General features: G+C 69.1%; 15 protein-coding genes. 11 read left to right on the top strand and 4 right to left on the bottom strand.

The annotated features are described in order from the left end of the window. Positions 1–99: 99 nt before the first annotated feature. Positions 100–2790, bottom strand: coding sequence for an excinuclease ABC subunit A (locus MKK67_RS09335; RefSeq protein WP_409568383.1), 2691 nt, complete (start codon positions 2788–2790; stop codon positions 100–102). A gap of 705 nt (positions 2791–3495) precedes the next feature. On the opposite strand from MKK67_RS09335, the gene MKK67_RS09330 reads away from it, so the two are divergent. Beyond that, positions 3496–4200, top strand: coding sequence for an SRPBCC family protein (locus MKK67_RS09330; RefSeq protein WP_243963615.1), 705 nt, complete (start codon positions 3496–3498; stop codon positions 4198–4200). An 11-nt stretch (positions 4201–4211) separates the two neighbouring features. Then, entirely contained in the window at positions 4212–5012 is an 801-nt protein-coding gene (locus MKK67_RS09325) for a dienelactone hydrolase family protein (protein WP_243963614.1), read from the top strand. 230 nt (positions 5013–5242) lie between these two features. On the opposite strand, the gene MKK67_RS09320 is transcribed toward MKK67_RS09325, so the two are convergent. The 3 genes from MKK67_RS09320 to MKK67_RS09310 form a co-directional block, all read right to left on the bottom strand. Further along, the gene (locus MKK67_RS09320; RefSeq protein WP_243963629.1) at positions 5243–5515 is read right to left on the bottom strand and encodes a TetR/AcrR family transcriptional regulator C-terminal domain-containing protein; all 273 of its coding nucleotides are present in this window, start codon (positions 5513–5515) and stop codon (positions 5243–5245) included. A 411-nt stretch (positions 5516–5926) separates the two neighbouring features. After that, positions 5927–6064, bottom strand: a complete 138-nt coding sequence (locus MKK67_RS09315; RefSeq protein WP_243963613.1) for a hypothetical protein — start codon at positions 6062–6064, stop codon at positions 5927–5929. A 65-nt stretch (positions 6065–6129) separates the two neighbouring features. Continuing rightward, on the bottom strand, positions 6130–6483 hold the full coding sequence (locus tag MKK67_RS09310; RefSeq protein ID WP_313899009.1) for a DUF3095 family protein: 354 nt from the start codon (positions 6481–6483) through the stop codon (positions 6130–6132). A 461-nt stretch (positions 6484–6944) separates the two neighbouring features. Here MKK67_RS09310 and MKK67_RS09305 point away from each other — a divergent pair, with 461 nt between their 5' ends. From MKK67_RS09305 to MKK67_RS09265, 9 genes are all read left to right on the top strand, one after another. After that, entirely contained in the window at positions 6945–8099 is a 1155-nt protein-coding gene (locus tag MKK67_RS09305) for a transporter substrate-binding domain-containing protein (protein WP_243963611.1), read from the top strand. Then, positions 8096–8722, top strand: a complete 627-nt coding sequence (locus MKK67_RS09300; protein ID WP_243963610.1) for an ANTAR domain-containing response regulator — start codon at positions 8096–8098, stop codon at positions 8720–8722. The genes MKK67_RS09305 and MKK67_RS09300 overlap by 4 nt, the downstream gene beginning before the upstream one ends. A gap of 171 nt (positions 8723–8893) precedes the next feature. Further along, positions 8894–9739, top strand: a complete 846-nt coding sequence (locus MKK67_RS09295; RefSeq protein ID WP_243963609.1) for a nitrilase family protein — start codon at positions 8894–8896, stop codon at positions 9737–9739. A 41-nt stretch (positions 9740–9780) separates the two neighbouring features. Beyond that, positions 9781–10938: a substrate-binding protein gene (locus MKK67_RS09290; RefSeq protein WP_243963607.1), complete on the top strand. Its 1158-nt coding sequence runs from the start codon at positions 9781–9783 to the stop codon at positions 10936–10938. 108 nt (positions 10939–11046) lie between these two features. After that, positions 11047–11880 (top strand): branched-chain amino acid ABC transporter permease, encoded by an 834-nt coding sequence (locus MKK67_RS09285; protein ID WP_243963605.1) that lies wholly within the window; start codon positions 11047–11049, stop codon positions 11878–11880. Further along, the gene (locus tag MKK67_RS09280) at positions 11873–13678 is read left to right on the top strand and encodes an ABC transporter permease subunit (protein ID WP_243963602.1); all 1806 of its coding nucleotides are present in this window, start codon (positions 11873–11875) and stop codon (positions 13676–13678) included. Before MKK67_RS09285 ends, MKK67_RS09280 begins: the two co-directional genes overlap by 8 nt. Beyond that, a complete protein-coding gene (locus tag MKK67_RS09275) occupies positions 13671–14402 on the top strand; it encodes an ABC transporter ATP-binding protein (protein ID WP_243963600.1) in 732 nt (243 codons plus the stop codon). The genes MKK67_RS09280 and MKK67_RS09275 overlap by 8 nt, the downstream gene beginning before the upstream one ends. Positions 14403–14405: 3 nt before the next feature. Then, positions 14406–15329 carry a DUF1028 domain-containing protein gene (locus tag MKK67_RS09270; protein WP_243963599.1) on the top strand — a complete coding sequence of 308 codons (924 nt, stop codon included), beginning with the start codon at positions 14406–14408 and terminating at the stop codon, positions 15327–15329. Next, positions 15322–16728: an amidase gene (locus MKK67_RS09265; RefSeq protein WP_243963598.1), complete on the top strand. Its 1407-nt coding sequence runs from the start codon at positions 15322–15324 to the stop codon at positions 16726–16728. Before MKK67_RS09270 ends, MKK67_RS09265 begins: the two co-directional genes overlap by 8 nt. Positions 16729–17235 lie beyond the last annotated feature (507 nt).

The raw sequence follows: 17235 nt of genomic DNA, 5'->3' as shown, positions 1-17235 counted from the left end.
CATTCTCCGGGGCTGGTCTGGGTCTGTCGTTCTGGCTGCCGTCACCGTCTTCCGCTGCTGATCGAGCGCAGGCTTCGGGTCGACGGTCCATCAGGCATGTCAGGGTTGCCAGCCCCCATTGGCGTGGGCCTCAAGCTCCTCCCGCAGGTAGGGTGCCGTGCGGCTCGCCCGCGCCCGGGCCACCACCTCGGGACGGTCGGCCGCCACGATCGTGCCGCCCAGGCTTCCGGCGCCCGGCCCCACATCGATGACGTGATCGGCCCCCGCGACGACGCGCATGTCGTGTTCGACCACGACGACTGTGTTGCCCGCATCGACCAAGCCATTCAGCTGGAGCATGAGGCGATCCACGTCGGTCGGGTGCAGCCCGGTCGTCGGCTCGTCGAGGACGTAGAGCGTGCCCCCGCGCTGCCCCCTCTGCAACTCGGTCGCGAGCTTGATGCGCTGCGCCTCCCCGCCGGAGAGTTCGGTCGCCGGCTGGCCCAGGCGCAGGTAGCCGAGGCCGAGATCCCGCAGCACGAGGAGCGGCCGCAGCACGGAGGGCTCGTCCGCGAAGGCCGCGCAGGCGCGCTCGACAGTCAGCCCGAGCACGTCCGCGATGGTCAGCCCGTTCCAGGTGACCGCCAGCGTCTCCGGCGCGTAGCGCGACCCGTGGCAGGTTGGGCAGGGGGCGTAGACGCTCGGCATGAACAGGAGTTCGACGCTGACGAAACCCTCGCCCTCGCAGGCCGGGCAGCGGCCCTTCGCGACGTTGAAGGAAAATCGGCCGGCATCGTAGCGGCGCCGGCGTGCCTCGGGCGTGGCGGCGAACAGCTTGCGGACGCCGTCGAACAGGCCTGTGTAGGTCGCGAGGTTCGAGCGGGGCGTGCGCCCGATCGGCTTCTGATCGACCTGGACCAGACGCCGGACCCCGTCCAGGCCGCCGACGATGCGCCCCTCCGTCGGGCCCGGCGCATCGTCGAGGGGATCCTCCGGCTCGTCGTCGGTGTCGACGGGCCGGCCGAGACGGTCGCCGACGAGCTCCAACAGGGCCTGGCTGACGAGGCTTGACTTGCCGGAGCCCGAGATGCCCGTAACGGCGGTGAGACATCCCAGCGGGAAGGAGGCCGAGACGCCGCGCAGGTTGTTGCGGACGATCCCCTCCAAGCGCAGCCATCCCGCGGGCTCACGCTGCGGACGCCGCGGCGGCTCGGCGAGCCCGAACAGGTGCAGGCGCGTGCGCGACGCCTCCACCGCGCGCAGGCCCTCCGGCGGGCCGCTGTAGAGCACGGTGCCCCCGTGCTCGCCCGCCGCTGGGCCGACATCGACCAGCCAGTCGGCGCGGCGCATCGTGCCGATGTCGTGCTCGACGACGAACAGCGAATTGCCCGAGGCGAGCAGCCCAACAAGTGCTTCGTGCATGGCATCGCCGTCGGCTGGGTGCAGCCCCGCCGTGGGCTCATCGAGCACGTAGGCGACGCCGAAGAGCTGCGAGCGGAGCTGGGTGGCGAGGCGCAGGCGCTGCAACTCGCCCGACGACAGGGTCGTGGTGACCCGGTCCAGCGACAGGTAGCCGAGGCCCAGCTCCGTGAGCGTCCCGATCCGGTCGATGAGATCGGCGGCGAGGCGCTGGGCGGCGAGCCGCTTCTCGATGGAGAGGTTCGGGGTCGCGCGCACGTCCGGCGCACCCGCGTGGGCCGACGCCCCAGAGGCGGCACGCCGCGCCCGATCCCGCCGGCCCGCTTCGCGGTCGAGCGTCCCGGGATCGGCGCTCGCGGCACTGTCGTCATCGGGCAGCCGGTTCTCGGCGACGGGCTGCATCACCGCGGCGAGGTCGGCGAGCGGCATGCGCGACAGGTCACCGATATCGAGGCCCGCGAAGGTGACCGAGAGCGCCTCGGGCTTCAAACGCTTGCCGTGGCAGGCGGGGCAATCCTCGCTGACAAGGTAGCGCGCCGCCCGTCGGCGCATGAGCGCACTCTGCGACTTGGTGAAGGTGCCGAGCACGTGGCGGCGGGCGCTGGTGAAGGTGCCCATGTAGCTCGGCTCCAGGCGGCGCTGGCGGGCGCGCCGCGTCTGCTCCGGGGAGAACCCGGCATAGACGGGCTCCTGCGGCTGGTCGTCGGTGAACAGGATCCAGTCCCGGAGCGCCCGCGGCAGGTCCTTCCAGGGCGTGTCGACATCGACCCCCCGGCTCACCAGGATGTCCCGCAGGTTCTGCCCGCCCCAGGCTTGCGGCCAGGCCGCGACGGCGCGCTCGCGGATCGTCAGCGACGGGTCGGGCACCATGGAGGCTTCCGTGGCCCGGTAGATCCGCCCGAGCCCGCCACAGGATGGGCAGGCGCCCTGGGGCGTGTTGGGCGAAAAGTCCTCCGCGTAGAGCATCGGCTGGCCCGGCGGGTAGGTGCCGGCGCGCGAGTACATCATCCGCACGAGGCTCGACAGGGTGGTGACGCTGCCGACCGAGGATCGGGCGCTGGGGGTGCCGCGCTGCTGCTGGAGGGCGACAGCCGGGGGTAGGCCCTCGATTGCGTCGACATCGGGTACGCCGACTTGGTCGATCATCCGCCGCGCGTAGGGGGCGACCGATTCGAAATAACGCCTTTGGGCTTCCGCGTAGAGCGTACCGAAGGCGAGCGAGGATTTTCCGGAGCCGGAGACCCCGGTGAACACCACGAGGGCGTCGCGCGGCAGCTCCACGTCAACGTCGCGCAGGTTGTGCTCCCGGGCGCCCTTCACCGTGACGTAGCCTGGCCGTCCCGCGCCCGATCGAGTCATCCCGACGAGGTCTCTCGGCTTCGGCTGGTCCATGAAATCCCTTTTCCTCGATGCGTCCGCTCCCGCAGGTCACGGAACGTTGCCGCGCCGACGAGAGGTTCAGGAGCGCGAGAGCGGCTCTCTGGTGGATCGCTCCGAGGAAGCGTTCTGCTCTCGGATGCCAGCCACCGCTGCGTTATCTCCTGGGCCTTGTCGAACGCCTCCGGCTCAAGGCGAGTCGAGATAGTGTCGCCTGTCCGGCGTGGTACCCGGATCCGTCCTACGTGACATGCCGGACGGGCAAGCCCTCAGGACATCGCCGCAGCCGCCGCCTGGAGTTTGGCGCAATGAGCGCCACGCCGTCCTTGCGAGCGCAGCGAAGCAATCCAGGGCTGCGCCACGCCGACCGATGTCGCGCTGCCCTGGGTCGCGTCGCTGCGCTCGCGATGACGGGTTGAGTCGGACAGGTCTGCGTCAAACACCGCGAAAGGGCTGGCTGTCGAGCTGGAGCGATGGTCCTCGCCGCCAGACCGCTCCGCGACGCGTGAGTTATCGAGCGGATGACATCGGCGGCACATGGACGCGCGCCAACAACGGGACCTTCCTTAGGGAAACCCCGCATCAAACTATCCTGCTCCAGCCCATGTTGTCCAAGTGCGCAACGGTCGGACCGTTCAGAGCCGGTCGCGCCGCATCCGAACGCGTTGCCTGACCCTTACGCGGGCCGACCCGTCGCAGCAATCCGATCCAGGGGGCCCCATGGCTGATCGATACGGCAACGGCAGAATGCGCGACCGAACGGAGCCTGATCGCGTTTCAACGGGCTCGCGTGCGCATGCCGGGTCCGGCTTCAGTGGCGTCGGATGGGCGCTGGCCGGGGCAGCCGGCGTGGCGGCCCTTGCCGTCCTGGGCGCCCAGCGGCTCGATCCGGCGCATCGCGGGCGGACGCGGGAGACCGACGCGGCAAACGGCTGGAGCGATGAGCCCGAGGTTCAATATTCCATCCCCATCGAGCGTCCCGCCGACGAACTCTATCGGGCTTGGCGCGATCCGGCGACCCTCCCGCGCATCCTGGCGTTCCTGGCCGATATTCGTCCGACCGGAGAGGGACGGAGTGCGTGGCGCGCCGACGGCCCCCTCGGCCAGAGCCAGGCCTGGGTCATGCAGATCATTGACGAGCGGCCCGGCGAGTTGATCCGCGCAAGCTCGGACGGCGGCGGCCTCGTGACCGAATGCGAGATCCGCTTCCGCGCGGCGCCGGGCGGTCGCTGCACGATCGCCACGTTGCACGTCCGCTTCGATCCGCCCGGGGGCATGCTCGGCGACGTGGCCGCTCGCTTCTTCGATGGCGTCGTGCCGAAGGAGCTCGCGTCGAAAGCGCTGCACAACTTCAAGAGCCTTGTCCTGACAGGCGAGATCCCCACCACCGATCGTCAGCCGGCGGCCCGGCGCGACCCCCGCTGAGGAGCCTGATCATGCGCGCGCTTTACTGGAACGGCGTCAACGACCTGCGCGTCGGAACCGTCAAGGACCCCGAGATCGTCAACCCGCGCGACGCCATCTTGAGGGTCAAATTGTCGACCACATGCGGCTCGGACCTGCATTTCATCGACGGCTACATCCCGACCATGAAGGCCGGTGACGTCATTGGCCACGAGTTCATGGGCGAGGTCGTCGAGGTCGGGCCAGCGGTGCGGCGGGTGAAGAAAGGCGACCGGGTCGTCGTCCCCTCGTTCATCGCCTGCGGTGAATGCTGGTATTGCCAAGAAAAACTTTTCTCACTCTGCGACTGCACGCACCCTAAGCCGGAACTCCAGGAGCCGCTGCTCGGCTATCCGACCGCCGGCATCTACGGGTACCTCGACACGCGTGACGACGTCAGAGGTCGCAAGGTTGGGGTGGTGGGCTTCTGCATGGGCGGCGGCATGGCCCTGGCTACAGCGGGAACCTACCCCGAGCGGTTCGAGGCGGCCGCAAGCTTTCACGGGGGCAATCTCGCGAACGATGCGCCCACGAGCCCCCACCTGTTCGCGCCGAAGCTGAAGGCGGAGGTCTACATTGGCGTGGCGGAGAACGACGTCAGCTACCCGCCTGCGATGGCCGAGCGGCTGCAGCGATCTCTGACGGAGGCCAACGTGCGCTATACGACACAAACTTATCCCGCCGCGCACGGTTGGATGATGCCGGATTTTCCAGTTTACGATCACGCCGCCGCAGAGCGTGGCTGGGGCGAAATGCTCGCGCTCTTCGGCCGGACTCTACACGGCGGCGAGTGATGACGCACGGCACTGATCCGGCGTCCGCTCACGGGCGGACCCAGAAATAGCCTGATCGGCGAGGTCGAGCGGATAGCCGCCTGTCCGCTTTGGCTCGGCAATGAATAGAAGCGGCCGTTGTCTTCGTGCCCGGTCTCGACCCTGTGCAAAAGCCGGGAATGGCCGGTTGCAGGCGGCTCGAGGGGCAGCACGGCGATCCGCCGCCTAAAACAAGATAGCGGTCGCGCTCTTCAAGCAGGACTGGGACGGACGCCGGCAAGGAAGAGGGCGACGGCCGCGCGGCGGCGCTTCTCCTGGACCTCCACATCCACCTCGATGCCGTACAGCGCCTGCTTCGAACTGCGTCCTAAAACGAGGTTCAGGAACAGGTCGGCGGTGATCTCCGGGTCGTCGATCGCGATTTGTCCCTGCTCGGCCATGACCACGAGGAGGCGACCGACAGCCCTGACGCCGCGGAGCCAGCCCTCCTCGTACGCGAGCCTGGCGAGGTTGGGGAACTGTATGGCCTGGGCGGCATCGCAAACGTATCGGGCCGCGCATGGTTGGATGATGCCGGACTTTCCGGTCTACGATCATGCCGCCGCAGAGCGTGGCTGGAGCGCAATGCTCGCGCTCTTCGGGCGGAACCTGTACGGCGGCGAAAGATGACGCGTGGCCCTGATCCAACATCTCCTTACTCGGCAGGCAGTGGGATGGTCTGAACGGCGAGATCGGGTCGGTAGGAGATCGTTTGCTTTCCCGGCAGCCTTGCCCCGGAGCGGACAGACCGCAATCAGCCAGACTGCGCCATGCTGGATCGCCGATGGGTTCAAAACCGGTCGTTCGGCTATGCGCCCATCCCGGTCATTCAGCCCGTTTCGAGAAAGCCCCGAAGCGGACATCCCATCAGCAAAGATCCCGGGCCGGAAAAGCTCCTACACGGTGAAGATTTTCGCGCCTTCGGCCGGTCGCCGCTCGCAGGCATCGGCACGGATCAGGCTGGCGCCGACCGCGAAGGTCCCGCCATCGGCCAAACGCTCGCTGATGCGGTGCTGCACAGTGATCTTGAACACCGCTCGAGGCAGGTCGTCCCGAGCGCCCGCGCTTCATCCGGCAGCAGCCACGCTTCACAGCCCCCTCACGGGTTGCTCGGCACCACGGCCCCGACGCTTGCCGCCCGACCCTTCAGCCTGGCGGCGGCCGCGGCGTAGCCTCCGCCAGCGCCATCGATGAAGTGCATGTGCCCGCTGCCGGGCACCGGCGGGCTGATGCAGGTCAACTGCGCAGCCAATTGCCGTTCCAGGCCGAAATGGCAGATCCCCTGCGCCTCTGCAGCGGCGAGCTGCGCCTCCAGCTGGTCCGCGAAGACCTCGGTGCAGTCCAGTGTCATCCGCAGCGCATCGTCGTATTTGCGGAAGTCCGTGTTCCCGACGATCTCGTGCCGAAGCACCGCGGGATCGAACGCTCCTACCCGCAAGCCTGTGCGATAGATCAGGTATTCCGGAATCGATCGTTATGCGAACGATCCGTCCCAGGATCGCAATCCGACTGCGACCCTCCATCCGGAAGCGGACGTTCCGCAACCGACCCAACCCAGTCGTTCAGGCTCCCCGAGGCGCTGCCCGGAAGCAGACATTAAGCAAGCAGCTTTGTACGACTGAAACTGGCTGAAAGCGGCATTGTAGTTTCCGGGCCGGCCGTCGGCTAGGGTGGACGTTCGCGGGCAATCTGCGAGTGGAGACGGTCCCGAAGAGAGATTCATCGCCCCTGTAAGTGCGAGCGGGGGCCCCTCGGAGTCGGTGCTTCACGTACGATGAGCGGCGGTTAAGGCAATCCATTCATGCACTCGCGCCGTCGCCCTGGCGCCTTGGTTTCCCAGGCTGTCGCGACTGCGATAGGACGGGGTGCGCACGACCGCCCGGCGGGCGAATCTTCAGCATTGGTGGGGATGCCATGGCAGGCAAGGACGAAGCGACGTGGCGGGTCGGCGTCCTGTTCTCCCGCAGCGGGGTCAGCGGCATCACGGAAACCGAGCACTTCCTCGGCACCGCCCTGGCGATCGAGGAGATCAACACCGCCGGCGGCGTGCTCGGGCGGGCGATCGAACCGATCTGCTATGATCCGGCCGGCGACAACGACGCCTATCGGTCCTATGCCCGCCGGATGCTCGCCGAGGACGGAGCCGAGGTCGTGTTCGGATGCTCGCTCTCGGCCAGCCGCAAGTCGGTGCTGTCCACCGTCGAGCGGCACAACGGCCTGCTCTGGTATCCGTCGATCTACGAGGGCTTCGAGTACTCGGAGAACATCATCTACACCGGAGCGACCCTCAACCAGAACGTCTTCGCGCTGGCGGACTACCTCTTGCAGGAGCATGGCCCGCGGATCTTCCTGATCGGGTCCGACTACATCTATCCGCGCGAGTCGAACCGGGTGATGCGCGATCTCATCGAGGCCAAGGGCGGCACCATCGTCGGCGAATGCTACGCGCCCCTCGACGCCGATGACGCGGCCCATGCCGCGATGGTCGCCGAGATCCGCCAGGCGGCCCCGGACGCGGTGTTCTCCACCGTGGTCGGGCGCGGCGCCGAGCGGCTCTACCGGGCCTACGCCGAGTCCGGGATCGACCGCAGGCGCTGCCCGATCGCGAGCCTGACTCTGGCGGAGGGGCAGATCCGGGCGATCGGCCCGGACCTGTGCAGCAGCCATGTCCTGGCGGCCTCGTATTTCGCGGCCCTCGCGGGCGAGGAGAACCGGCGCTTCGTGGCGGCCTTCCAGGCCCGGTTCGGATCCGAGCGCCCGACCAGCATGTGGTCTGAGACCGCCTACGCGCAGGTGCATCTCTTCGCCCGTGCGCTGGCGGAATCCGGCACCCTCGACGCCGGCCGGCTCGGGGCGGCGGCCCTGCGGCAGCGCCTCGCGGCCCCGGAGGGCGAGCTCGCCTTCGATGGCGAGACGCGGCACGTCTGGCTCACCCCCGGCATCGGGGTCGCCCGCGCCGACGGGCAGTTCGACGTGGTCTGGCGGGCGCGCCGGCCGGTGCGACCCGATCCGTATCTCGCTTGGTCCCGGTTCGAGACGAACTGGCTGGACGAGGGGATGGCCGCGTGACGGCGCCCGCCCGCAAGATCCTAGACGACTTGAGACGGGCCCGCGCCCTGGTCATCCACCCGAGCGACGAGGAGGGCGCCGCGCTCCTGGAGCAGCTCCGTCGCCTCGGCTGCGCGGTCTCCCTCGTCTGGCCGCCGCCGGCCGCACTGCCGCAGGATATCGACACGCTGTTCATACAGCTCGACGACGCGCAGGTGATGCACCTCGTGCCGTCGATCGAGGAGATCGAGCCCGCCGTCATCGCCATCGTCGCCTACGAGAGCCCGACGTCCCTGAAGGCGATCGCCGACGTCAACGCCCACGGCGTGCTCAACAAGCCGCTCCACCCGCGCGGCGTGCTCACCCAGTTCGCCCTGGCCCGCTACCGGCGCGGCTACGAGGGCCGTCTGATCAGCAAGATCAACCGGCTGGAGGAGACTATGAAGGGCCGGCGCACCGTCGAGAAGGCGGTTCGTTTGCTGGTGGAACTCAACCGGATCGACGAGGAGGCCGCCTACAAGATGCTCCGGGACCGCGCCACCGCGTCCCGTGTGCCGATGGCGAGCGTGGCCGAGAGCGTCGTCTCGGCCTACGAGGCGATGAGCGGCCTCGGTCTGCGCATCGCATTGGCGGAAAAGACCTGACTGCAGCAACGTGCTGCAATTATCGCCTTGCAGACCGTCTTCAGGCGCGTATCGTAGTCTTATCGGGCAGGGTTGCCCCGCAGCAGCAGTGCTGCATCACATCTCGGCTTTGGAGCCTCTGGTCCGCGGATGACGTCCGCGCCCAGGGGCTTTTTGCGTTTTGGAGTCAGCATGATTCAAGCGAGTGATCCCGCACGCCCGCCGTTGCGGGTGTCCTGCATCCAGTTCGAGCCCCATTTCGGCGCTGTGGCCGCCAATATCGCCCGCGCGTCCGACCTCATCCGCACCGCCGCGGCGGAGGGCAGCGGGCTGATCGTCCTGCCGGAGCTCGCCAGCACCGGCTACGTGTTCGAATCCGAGGCCGAGGCGGCCTCCCTGGCCGAGCCGGTGCCGGACGGGTCGACGACTCGAGCCTGGGCGGCGCTCGCGGCGGAGCTCGGCGTGCACATCGTGGCCGGCATCGCCGAGCGCGCGGACGGGGCCCTCTACAACGCCGCCGTGATCGTCGGGCCACAGGGCTACATCGGCACCTACCGGAAGGCGCATCTCTGGGACCGGGAGAACGTGTTCTTCGCCAAGGGAGATCTTGGCTTCCCGATCTTCGAGACGGCGCTGGGCAAGATCGGGGTCGCGATCTGCTACGACGGCTGGTTCCCCGAGACCTTCCGGCAGCTCGCCCTCGGAGGCGCCGAGATCGTCTGCATCCCGACCAACTGGGTGCCGATGCCCGACCAGCCCGCGGGCGAGGCTGCCATGGCCAACACCCTGCACCGCGCTGCCGCCCACACGAACGGCATCTTCATCGCCTGCGCCGACCGGGTCGGCGTCGAGCGCGGCCAGCCCTTCGAGGGGCAGAGCCTGATCATCGGGCCCAAGGGCTGGCCGCTGGCCGGCCCGGCGAGCCGCGACCGGACCGAGACCCTCTCGGCCGTGGTCGATCTCGACGAGGCCAGCCGCAAGGACCTGAACACCTTCAACTCCCTCCTGCGCGATCGCCGGACCGACATCTACGGCTGATCCCTCCCCGCATCATCGTCGTCTTCCCAAGGAGCCCGTTCATGGTGACACGTTCTCTCGTCGGCACTGCCGCCGCACTCGTCTTCGCGGCCGCGGCTGCCCAGGCCGCCGACGGCAAGCCGATCGTCATCGGAATCCCGATCGGCCTGTCTGGCGCCAACAGCGTCGTCGCCCCCTCGGTGGTGCAGTCGGCCGAGCTCGCCGTCGAGGAGATCAACGCCAAGGGCGGCATCCTCGGCCGCAAGCTCGCCCTGGAGGTGGCCGACGACGCCTCCGGCGCGGCCGGCGCCCAGAAGGCCTTCGACGGGCTGATCTACCAGAAGAAGGTCGACGTCCTGATCTCCATGGAGACCAGCGCGGCCCGCAACGCCGGCCTGCCCGCCGTCACCAAGGGCCGCGTGCCGTACATCTACACCTCGTTCTACGAGGGGCATTCCTGCAACAAGAACATGTTCGTGGATGCCTGGGTGCCGGAGCAGCAGGTTCCGCCGGTGGTGGATGCCTTCAAGGCCAAGGGCGCCAAGACCTACTTCCTCATCGGCAGCGACTACGCCTTCGGCCGCGGCATGCTCGGCTTCGGCAAGACCTACGCCGAGAAGACCGGCGGCAAGGTGGTGGGCGAGGAATACCTGCCGATGGACGGCAGCGACTGGACCGCGATCATCTCCAAGCTGAAGGAGGCCAAGCCCGACGCGCTGATCACCTCCACGGCCGGCGGCGCGCCGAACGTCACGCTCACCAAGCAGCTACGCGGCGCCGGCGTGTCGCTGCCCTTCGCCAACCTCGCCCTGGACGAGGGCACCGCCAAGAGCATGGGCGCCGACGCCGAGGGCGTCTACCTCTCGGCCTCCTACGTGACCGGGATCGACAGCCCGGAGAACAAGACTTTCCTGGCCGCCATGAAGAAGAAGTTCGGCACCGAGCTGCGGACGCCCAACGATCTCTCGGTGCCTCAATACGAGGCGATCTACCTCTACAAGGCCGCCGTCGAGAAGGCGGGCGGCACCGAAACCGCCAAGGTGATCGAGGCGCTGCCCACCGTGAGCGTGACCGGGCCGCGCGGCACCATCCAGATGAACAAGCAGCACCACGCACCCCTGACCATGTATCTCGGCCAGATCCAGGCGGACGGCTCGGTGAAGGTCGCGGGCACCTTCAAGGATGTCGATCCCGGCGAGCAGTGCCCGAAGCTGCCGTGACGTGATGCACCTCTCCCTCCCCCTCCGCCGGGGAGGGAGCGTACGTGATCGGCCGTCGGGCCGGTCCGTCCACGCCGCGTGAAGACGCCGGCTCATCCGGAAGCCCCGATGCTGCTTACCTTGGACATCCTGACCACCGCCGCGATCCTGTTCGTGGTGTCGATCGGCCTGCTCGCGATCTTCGGGGTCCTGAAGATCATCAACTTCGCCCACGGGGCGTGGCTGACGGTCGGCGCCTACTGCGCCGTGGTGACGGCCCGGCTCGGGCTCAACCCCTGGGCGGCGCTGCCACTGGCCTTCGTTGTTGGCGCGGCCCTCGGCGGCCTGGCGGAGCATTTCATCATCCGCCCCCTCTACCGCAGGCCGCTGGACGCGATCCTGGCCACGTGGGGGCTCGGGATCGTGCTCGGCCAGCTCATCACCCTGGCCTTCGGCCGCGACGTCCAGCTCACCCCGAACCTCTACGCGGGCACCGTCGCTGTCCTCGGCGTCGAGTACTCCGCCTACCGGCTCGTGGCCCTCGGCATCGCCCTCGGCATCGGGATCCTGTTCGCACTCACCATCGAGCGGACGCGGCTCGGCCTGTCGGCCCGGGCGGTGATCATGAACGAGACCCTGGCGCGCAGCCTCGGCATCGATACCGGGCGGGTGCGCCTCGTCGTGTTCATGATCGGCGCGGGCCTGGCGGCGCTGGCCGGCGTCCTCCTGACGCCGCTGACCAGCGTCGATCCCAACATGGGGGTGAGCTGGCTGATCGGCGCCTTCATGCTGGTGATGGTGGCCGATGCGTCCTTCCTGGCCCTGGCGGCTGCCTGCCTCGTCTTCGGAGCCGCGCAGGTCCTGATCAGCACCTTCATCAGCCCGATCCTGGGCAGCATCGCCGTCGCGGTGCTCGCGGCTCTCGTGCTGCGGATCAGCCCGAAAGGTTTCTCCCGTGCTTGAGACCCTTCCCGTCGCCGAGCGCGCCGCCGCGGCGCCCCGCGGACGCCGCCTGTCCCGCGCCGCGCCCTTCGTGGCCGCGGCCCTGGCGGCGCTGGCTCTCTGGATCGCGCCGCTCTTCCTCGACACCTTCGCGGTCAACGTCCTGACCCGCTCGATGATCTACGCGGTGCTGGCCGTCACGGTGGACCTGCTCTGGGGCTTCGCGGGGATCCTGACCTTCGGGCAGGCGGCGTTCTTCGGCATCGGCGCCTACGCCACCGCGATGATCCTCACCGCCTACGGGGCGACGCCGCTGGGGATCGCCGCGGCCATCGCGGCGGCGCTGGTCGCGCCGGCCCTGCTCGGGCTCGCGGTCGGCTGGCTGTCCTTCTATCACCGCTCGACGCCCCTCTACGCCTCGGTGATCTCGCTGGTCGTCCCGATCGTCGTCGTGCAGCTCATCTATTCGGGCGGGGAATGGACCGGCTCCAGCAGCGGCCTCGTTGGGTTCGATGTGCTGCCCTTCGAGAGCGAGGGCTATTTCCGCCTCGCGGCCCTGGTCCTGATCGCCGTGACGCTGGCAGCCTGGATCCTGGTCCGGTCGGATGCCGGACGGGCCCTCGTGGCCCTGCGGGACAACGAGGTGCGCTGCGCCTATCTCGGCCTCAACCCCCGGCGCCTGCAGATCCGCCTGACCGCAGCGCTCGCCGCCGTGGCCGGGCTTGCGGGCTTCCTGTTCGCCAACGCCTCCGGCGTGGTCGCTCCGGAGAATGCCGGCTTCCTGTTCGGCACCGAGTTGGTGATCTGGGTGGCGCTCGGCGGCCGCGGCACCCTGCTCGGCCCGGTGCTGGGCACGATCGCCATCGACTACCTCGCGGCCAACCTCTCGGGCGACCTGCCCTTCCTCTGGCAGCTCCTGCTGGGGACGGCCTTCGTGGCGATCATCATCCTGCTGCCGGGCGGGCTCGCCGACCTCGTCGGCCGGCTGTGGCAGGCGCTGCCGGTCGGCCGGGCGGAGCGCGCCGCCCCCGCCCTGGTGCTGCAGGAGGCCGAAGCGTCCGCGGTGGCGACGGATGCCCCGATCCTGAAGGTCGACGGCCTCGCCAAGGCCTATGGCAGCCTCACCGTACTCGAGGCCATCGACCTGGAGATCCGGGCGGGCGAGCTCGTCAGCCTGGTCGGACCCAACGGCGCCGGCAAGACCACGCTGATGCGCTGCCTCAGCGACGGCACCGAGCCCTTTACCGGCGTGATCGCCATCGGCGGCACGTCCACGACCGGACTGACGCCGAACCGGATCGTCGGGCTCGGGGTCGGGCGCAAGTTCCAGGTGGCGAGCGTGTTCGAGAGCCTGTCGGTGGCCGATTGCCTGCGGCTCGCCCGGGCGCCCCATGACGGGCTGAACCCGGTCGGCCAAGACCCGAAGCTCGGCCTGCCGCAGGCGGCCCTCGACGTCCTACGGATGACCGGCCTCGACCGCCTGCTGACCCGGCCCGCGCGCCTCCTGTCTCACGGCCAGAAACAGGCGCTCGAACTCGCTATGGTGGTGGCGCTGGAGCCGCGGCTGATCCTGCTCGACGAGCCCACCGCCGGGCTCACCAAGGCCGAGCGCACCACCATCGGGACCGTCCTCAAGACGCTGACGACCGGGCGCCGGATCGCCGCCGTGCTGGTCGAGCACGATCTCGACTTCGTGCGGGAGATCTCCTCCCGGATCGTGGTGCTGCATCAGGGCCGACTGGTCCTCGACGGCACGGTGGACGAGGTCGTTGGCTCCGAGCTGGTTCGGACCATCTATTCGGGAGGCGCCCATGGCTGAGGCAGCGCAACGGGCCGAACCGACGGAGCCCGCGCTCACGCTCGATGCCGTGTCGAGCGGCTACGGCGCTGTCTCAATCGTGAAGGACGTGTCCCTGGGGGTCGGAGTGGGCGAGATCGTCGCCCTTCTCGGCAAGAACGGCATGGGCAAGACCACCCTGCTCAAGACCATCCTCGGGATGGTGACCCTGCGGGGCGGCAGGATCACCATCGGCGGCCAGGCGCTCTCCGGGCTGTCCCCCGCCAAGCTCGTGGCGCTCGGCGTCGGCTACGCGCCCCAGGAGCAGCCGCTGTTCCAGGACCTGTCGATCCGCGACAACCTGCGCCTCGCGGTGCCGTCCGATCGCCAGCTGCCCGAGGCGCTGGAGCGTCTGTTCGGCCATTTCCCGTTCCTGAAGGACCGGCTCGCCCAGCGTGCCGGCACGCTCTCCGGGGGCGAGCAGAAGATGCTGATCCTCGGCCGCGCCCTGATGCTGCGCCCGCGCCTCCTCCTGATCGACGAGATCTCCGAGGGCGTGCAGCCCTCGATGGTCGAGCGCCTGCGCAATGTGCTCCTGGCGGAGCGTGCAACAGGCCTGTCCATGCTGGTGGTGGAGCAGCATGTCGCCTTCGCCCTCGGCGTCGCCGACCGTTACGCCGTGCTCAAGCTCGGTGAGATCGTCGACAGCGGCTCGGCCAAGGCCCCGGATGCGCAAGCCCGCGTCATCGACCATCTCGCGGTGTGAGGCATGATGGAACTCAACACCTTCTCCATCGCCGCCCATTGTTCCCGGACTGGGCAGCTCGGCGTCGCGGTAGCGAGCGCCGTGCCTGCTGTGGGCGGCCTTTGCCCGTACATCCGGGCGGGGATCGGGGCCGTCACGACCCAATCCTGGGTGAACCCCTACCTCGCCCTGCGCATCCTCGATGGGCTCGCCGGGGGGCAGCCGTCGGACGCCGCCCTAGCTGCCGCGCTCGAGACCGACGATCGGTCGGACCTGCGCCAGATCGGGCTTGTGGATGCAGCCGGCGCCGCCGCTGCCTGGACCGGCGCCGGCTGCACGGCACAGGCCGGACACCGCACCGGAACTGGCTTTGCCGTACAGGGCAATATGCTGGCCGCTCCCGGTGTGATCGACGCCATGGCCCATGCCTTCGAGAACAGCGCCGGCTGCGACCTCGACGAACGGCTGATGCGCGCCCTTGAGGCCGGCGACGACGCCGGCGGCGATCGGCGCGGCAAGCAATCGGCGGCGCTGAAGATCGTCGCCCACGAGGATTATCCGCACCTCGACCTGCGCGTCGACGAGCATGCCGCCCCCATCGCCGAACTGCGCCGGGTCCTCGCCGTTGCCCGACAGCAGCTTGTGCCCTTCGTGGCTGGAATGCCGCGGAAGGACGGTCCGGTTGGCGCGCTGCCGGAGGATGTGGCCGCGATGCTGCTCCGGTCACCTACGGAGCGGCCCGGCGCGGCCGCGGCAGGCGCGATAAATCCGCTGCACGACATCGTCGGCCTGCCCCCGGAAGCGGTCGCACGGGTCGCGCACCTGCATGCGCAGTTCGCGCCGGTCCTGGCCGAGATCCGCACCCTGCGCGACCTCGACCTCGCGGCGGTCCATCCCCCGGTCGTCTTCGACCCGAGCCTGCCCTATCGCCGGGTGCCCCATGACTGACGCCATCTGGTCCCTGCCGATCACGGAGCTCGCCCGGCGGATCGCGGCGCGGGAGCTGTCGAGCGTCGCGCTCGTCGGCGCTTACCTCGACCGGATCGGGCGCCTCGACGGCGACCTCCAGAGCTTCGTGTGCCTGTCGCCGGCCGCCCTCGACGCGGCCCGCGCGGCGGACGGGGAGATCGCCCGGACGGGGCCGCGGGGGCCGCTCCACGGCATCCCGATCGGCATCAAGGACAATTACACGACCGCCGACCTGCCGACCCGGGCGGGCACCTCGGTCGAGGCCCTGACCTTCCCGCGGCAGGACAGCCATTGCGTCGCGAAGCTGCGGGCGGCCGGCGCCGTGATCCTCGGCAAGCTGCGCATGCACGAATTCGCCTGGGGCATGGTCACGCCGCCGACGCGCAACCCCTGGGACCTCGCGCGGGTGCCCGGCGGATCCAGCGGCGGCTCGGGGGCGGCGGTGGCAGCCCGGCTGTGTCCGGCCGCGCTCGGCTCGGATACGGGCGGCTCCATCCGGATCCCGGCGGCCCTCTGCGGCGTCGTGGGCCTCAAGCCGACCTATGGGCGGATCGGCCGCTCGGGGATCGTCCCACATTCCTGGTCCCTCGACCATGCAGGGCCGCTGACCCTGACGGTGGCCGACGCGGCGCTCCTGCTCCAGATCCTGGCCGGCCCCGATCCGGCCGACCCGGCTGCCGCCTCCGCCCCCGTGCCGGACTACACCGCCGCGCTCGGCGAGCCGGTCCGTGGATTGCGGGTGGCGGTGATCCGCAACCACTTCTTCGAGGCGGTCGATGCGGACGTTGCTGCGGCGGTCGAGGAGGCGATCCGCTTCTTCGCCGGGCAGGGCTGTACGGTCCGGGACGTCACGGTGCCCGCCCTGCGTTACGGGCTCGGTGCCATCTACGCCATCGAGTTGGCCTCCTCCACGGCCTACCACGATCGCAGCCTCGCGCAGGGCCACGTGGCCGGCTTCGCTGAGGACGTCCGCGACCTCGTCGAGATGGGTCGGTTCGTGACCGGTCCGGATTACCTACGGGCCGAGCAGGCCCGGGGGCTGATCATGGCCGAGATGGCCGCCGCGCTGGACGACGCGGACGTGATCGTCACCCCCACCTCGCCGCTGACCGCGTGGCGGACCGACGAGGCGACCGTCGCGCTTGCGGGGCGGCAGGAGAGCGTCCTCGCGGCGTCCTGGCGCCTCACCTACCCATTCAATCTGACGGGGCTGCCCGCCATCGCGCTGCCCTGCGGCTTCGACCGGCGCGGCCTACCGATCAGCCTGCAAATCGCCGCTCGGCCCTTCGCCGAGGATATGCTGCTCCGGTTCGCGAACCAGTACGAGCAAGCGCACGATTGGTGGCGCCATATCCCGCCACTCGCGAGCGAACCGTAGCAGAGGCCCCCTGAGGCACACAGCGTGTTTTTGCTTTCCAACATTCGAGAGTGACACGTCCGGTTTGGATAATCTGTGCGGCGGTTATGAATGACCGTTTGGGGCAGGGCAGCGGATTGCCATCGAGTTGCGGACGTCTGCTTCTGTCTGTTGGCTTCTTGAAAGCAGATAGACCGAAAACCACCCAACCCAGTCGTAGGCCCGTGCCTGTCGTTAGCCCGGAAGCGGACCTTCCCAGGGCTCACACTGGGTTGCACGGGTCCACGGACGATCACGGTGCGCCTGGTTCCGTAGCGTGCCCTTATGCGAATGCGGCGCTATGGCGGAGAGGTCTACGCGGCCTGTGTGTGGATCGGCGTCGAAGTGTGGTTCATCCGCACTTTCGGTGCTGGCGGGTGGCTCAGGCGTTGATCAGCGTTGTGGCCCGAGGGCAGCACGATGCCGATCTCCAACCCGTCAATGCCGTCGGTCCCGGACGGTGTTCACGTCGATGATCTGACGCTGGAC

Origin of the sequence: Methylobacterium sp. J-072 (assembly GCF_022829425.1) — a bacterium.
GTDB lineage: Bacteria > Pseudomonadota > Alphaproteobacteria > Rhizobiales > Beijerinckiaceae > Methylobacterium.
The sequence above is the reverse complement of the archived record's forward strand: the minus strand, read 5'-3'. Positions and strand labels throughout refer to the sequence as shown.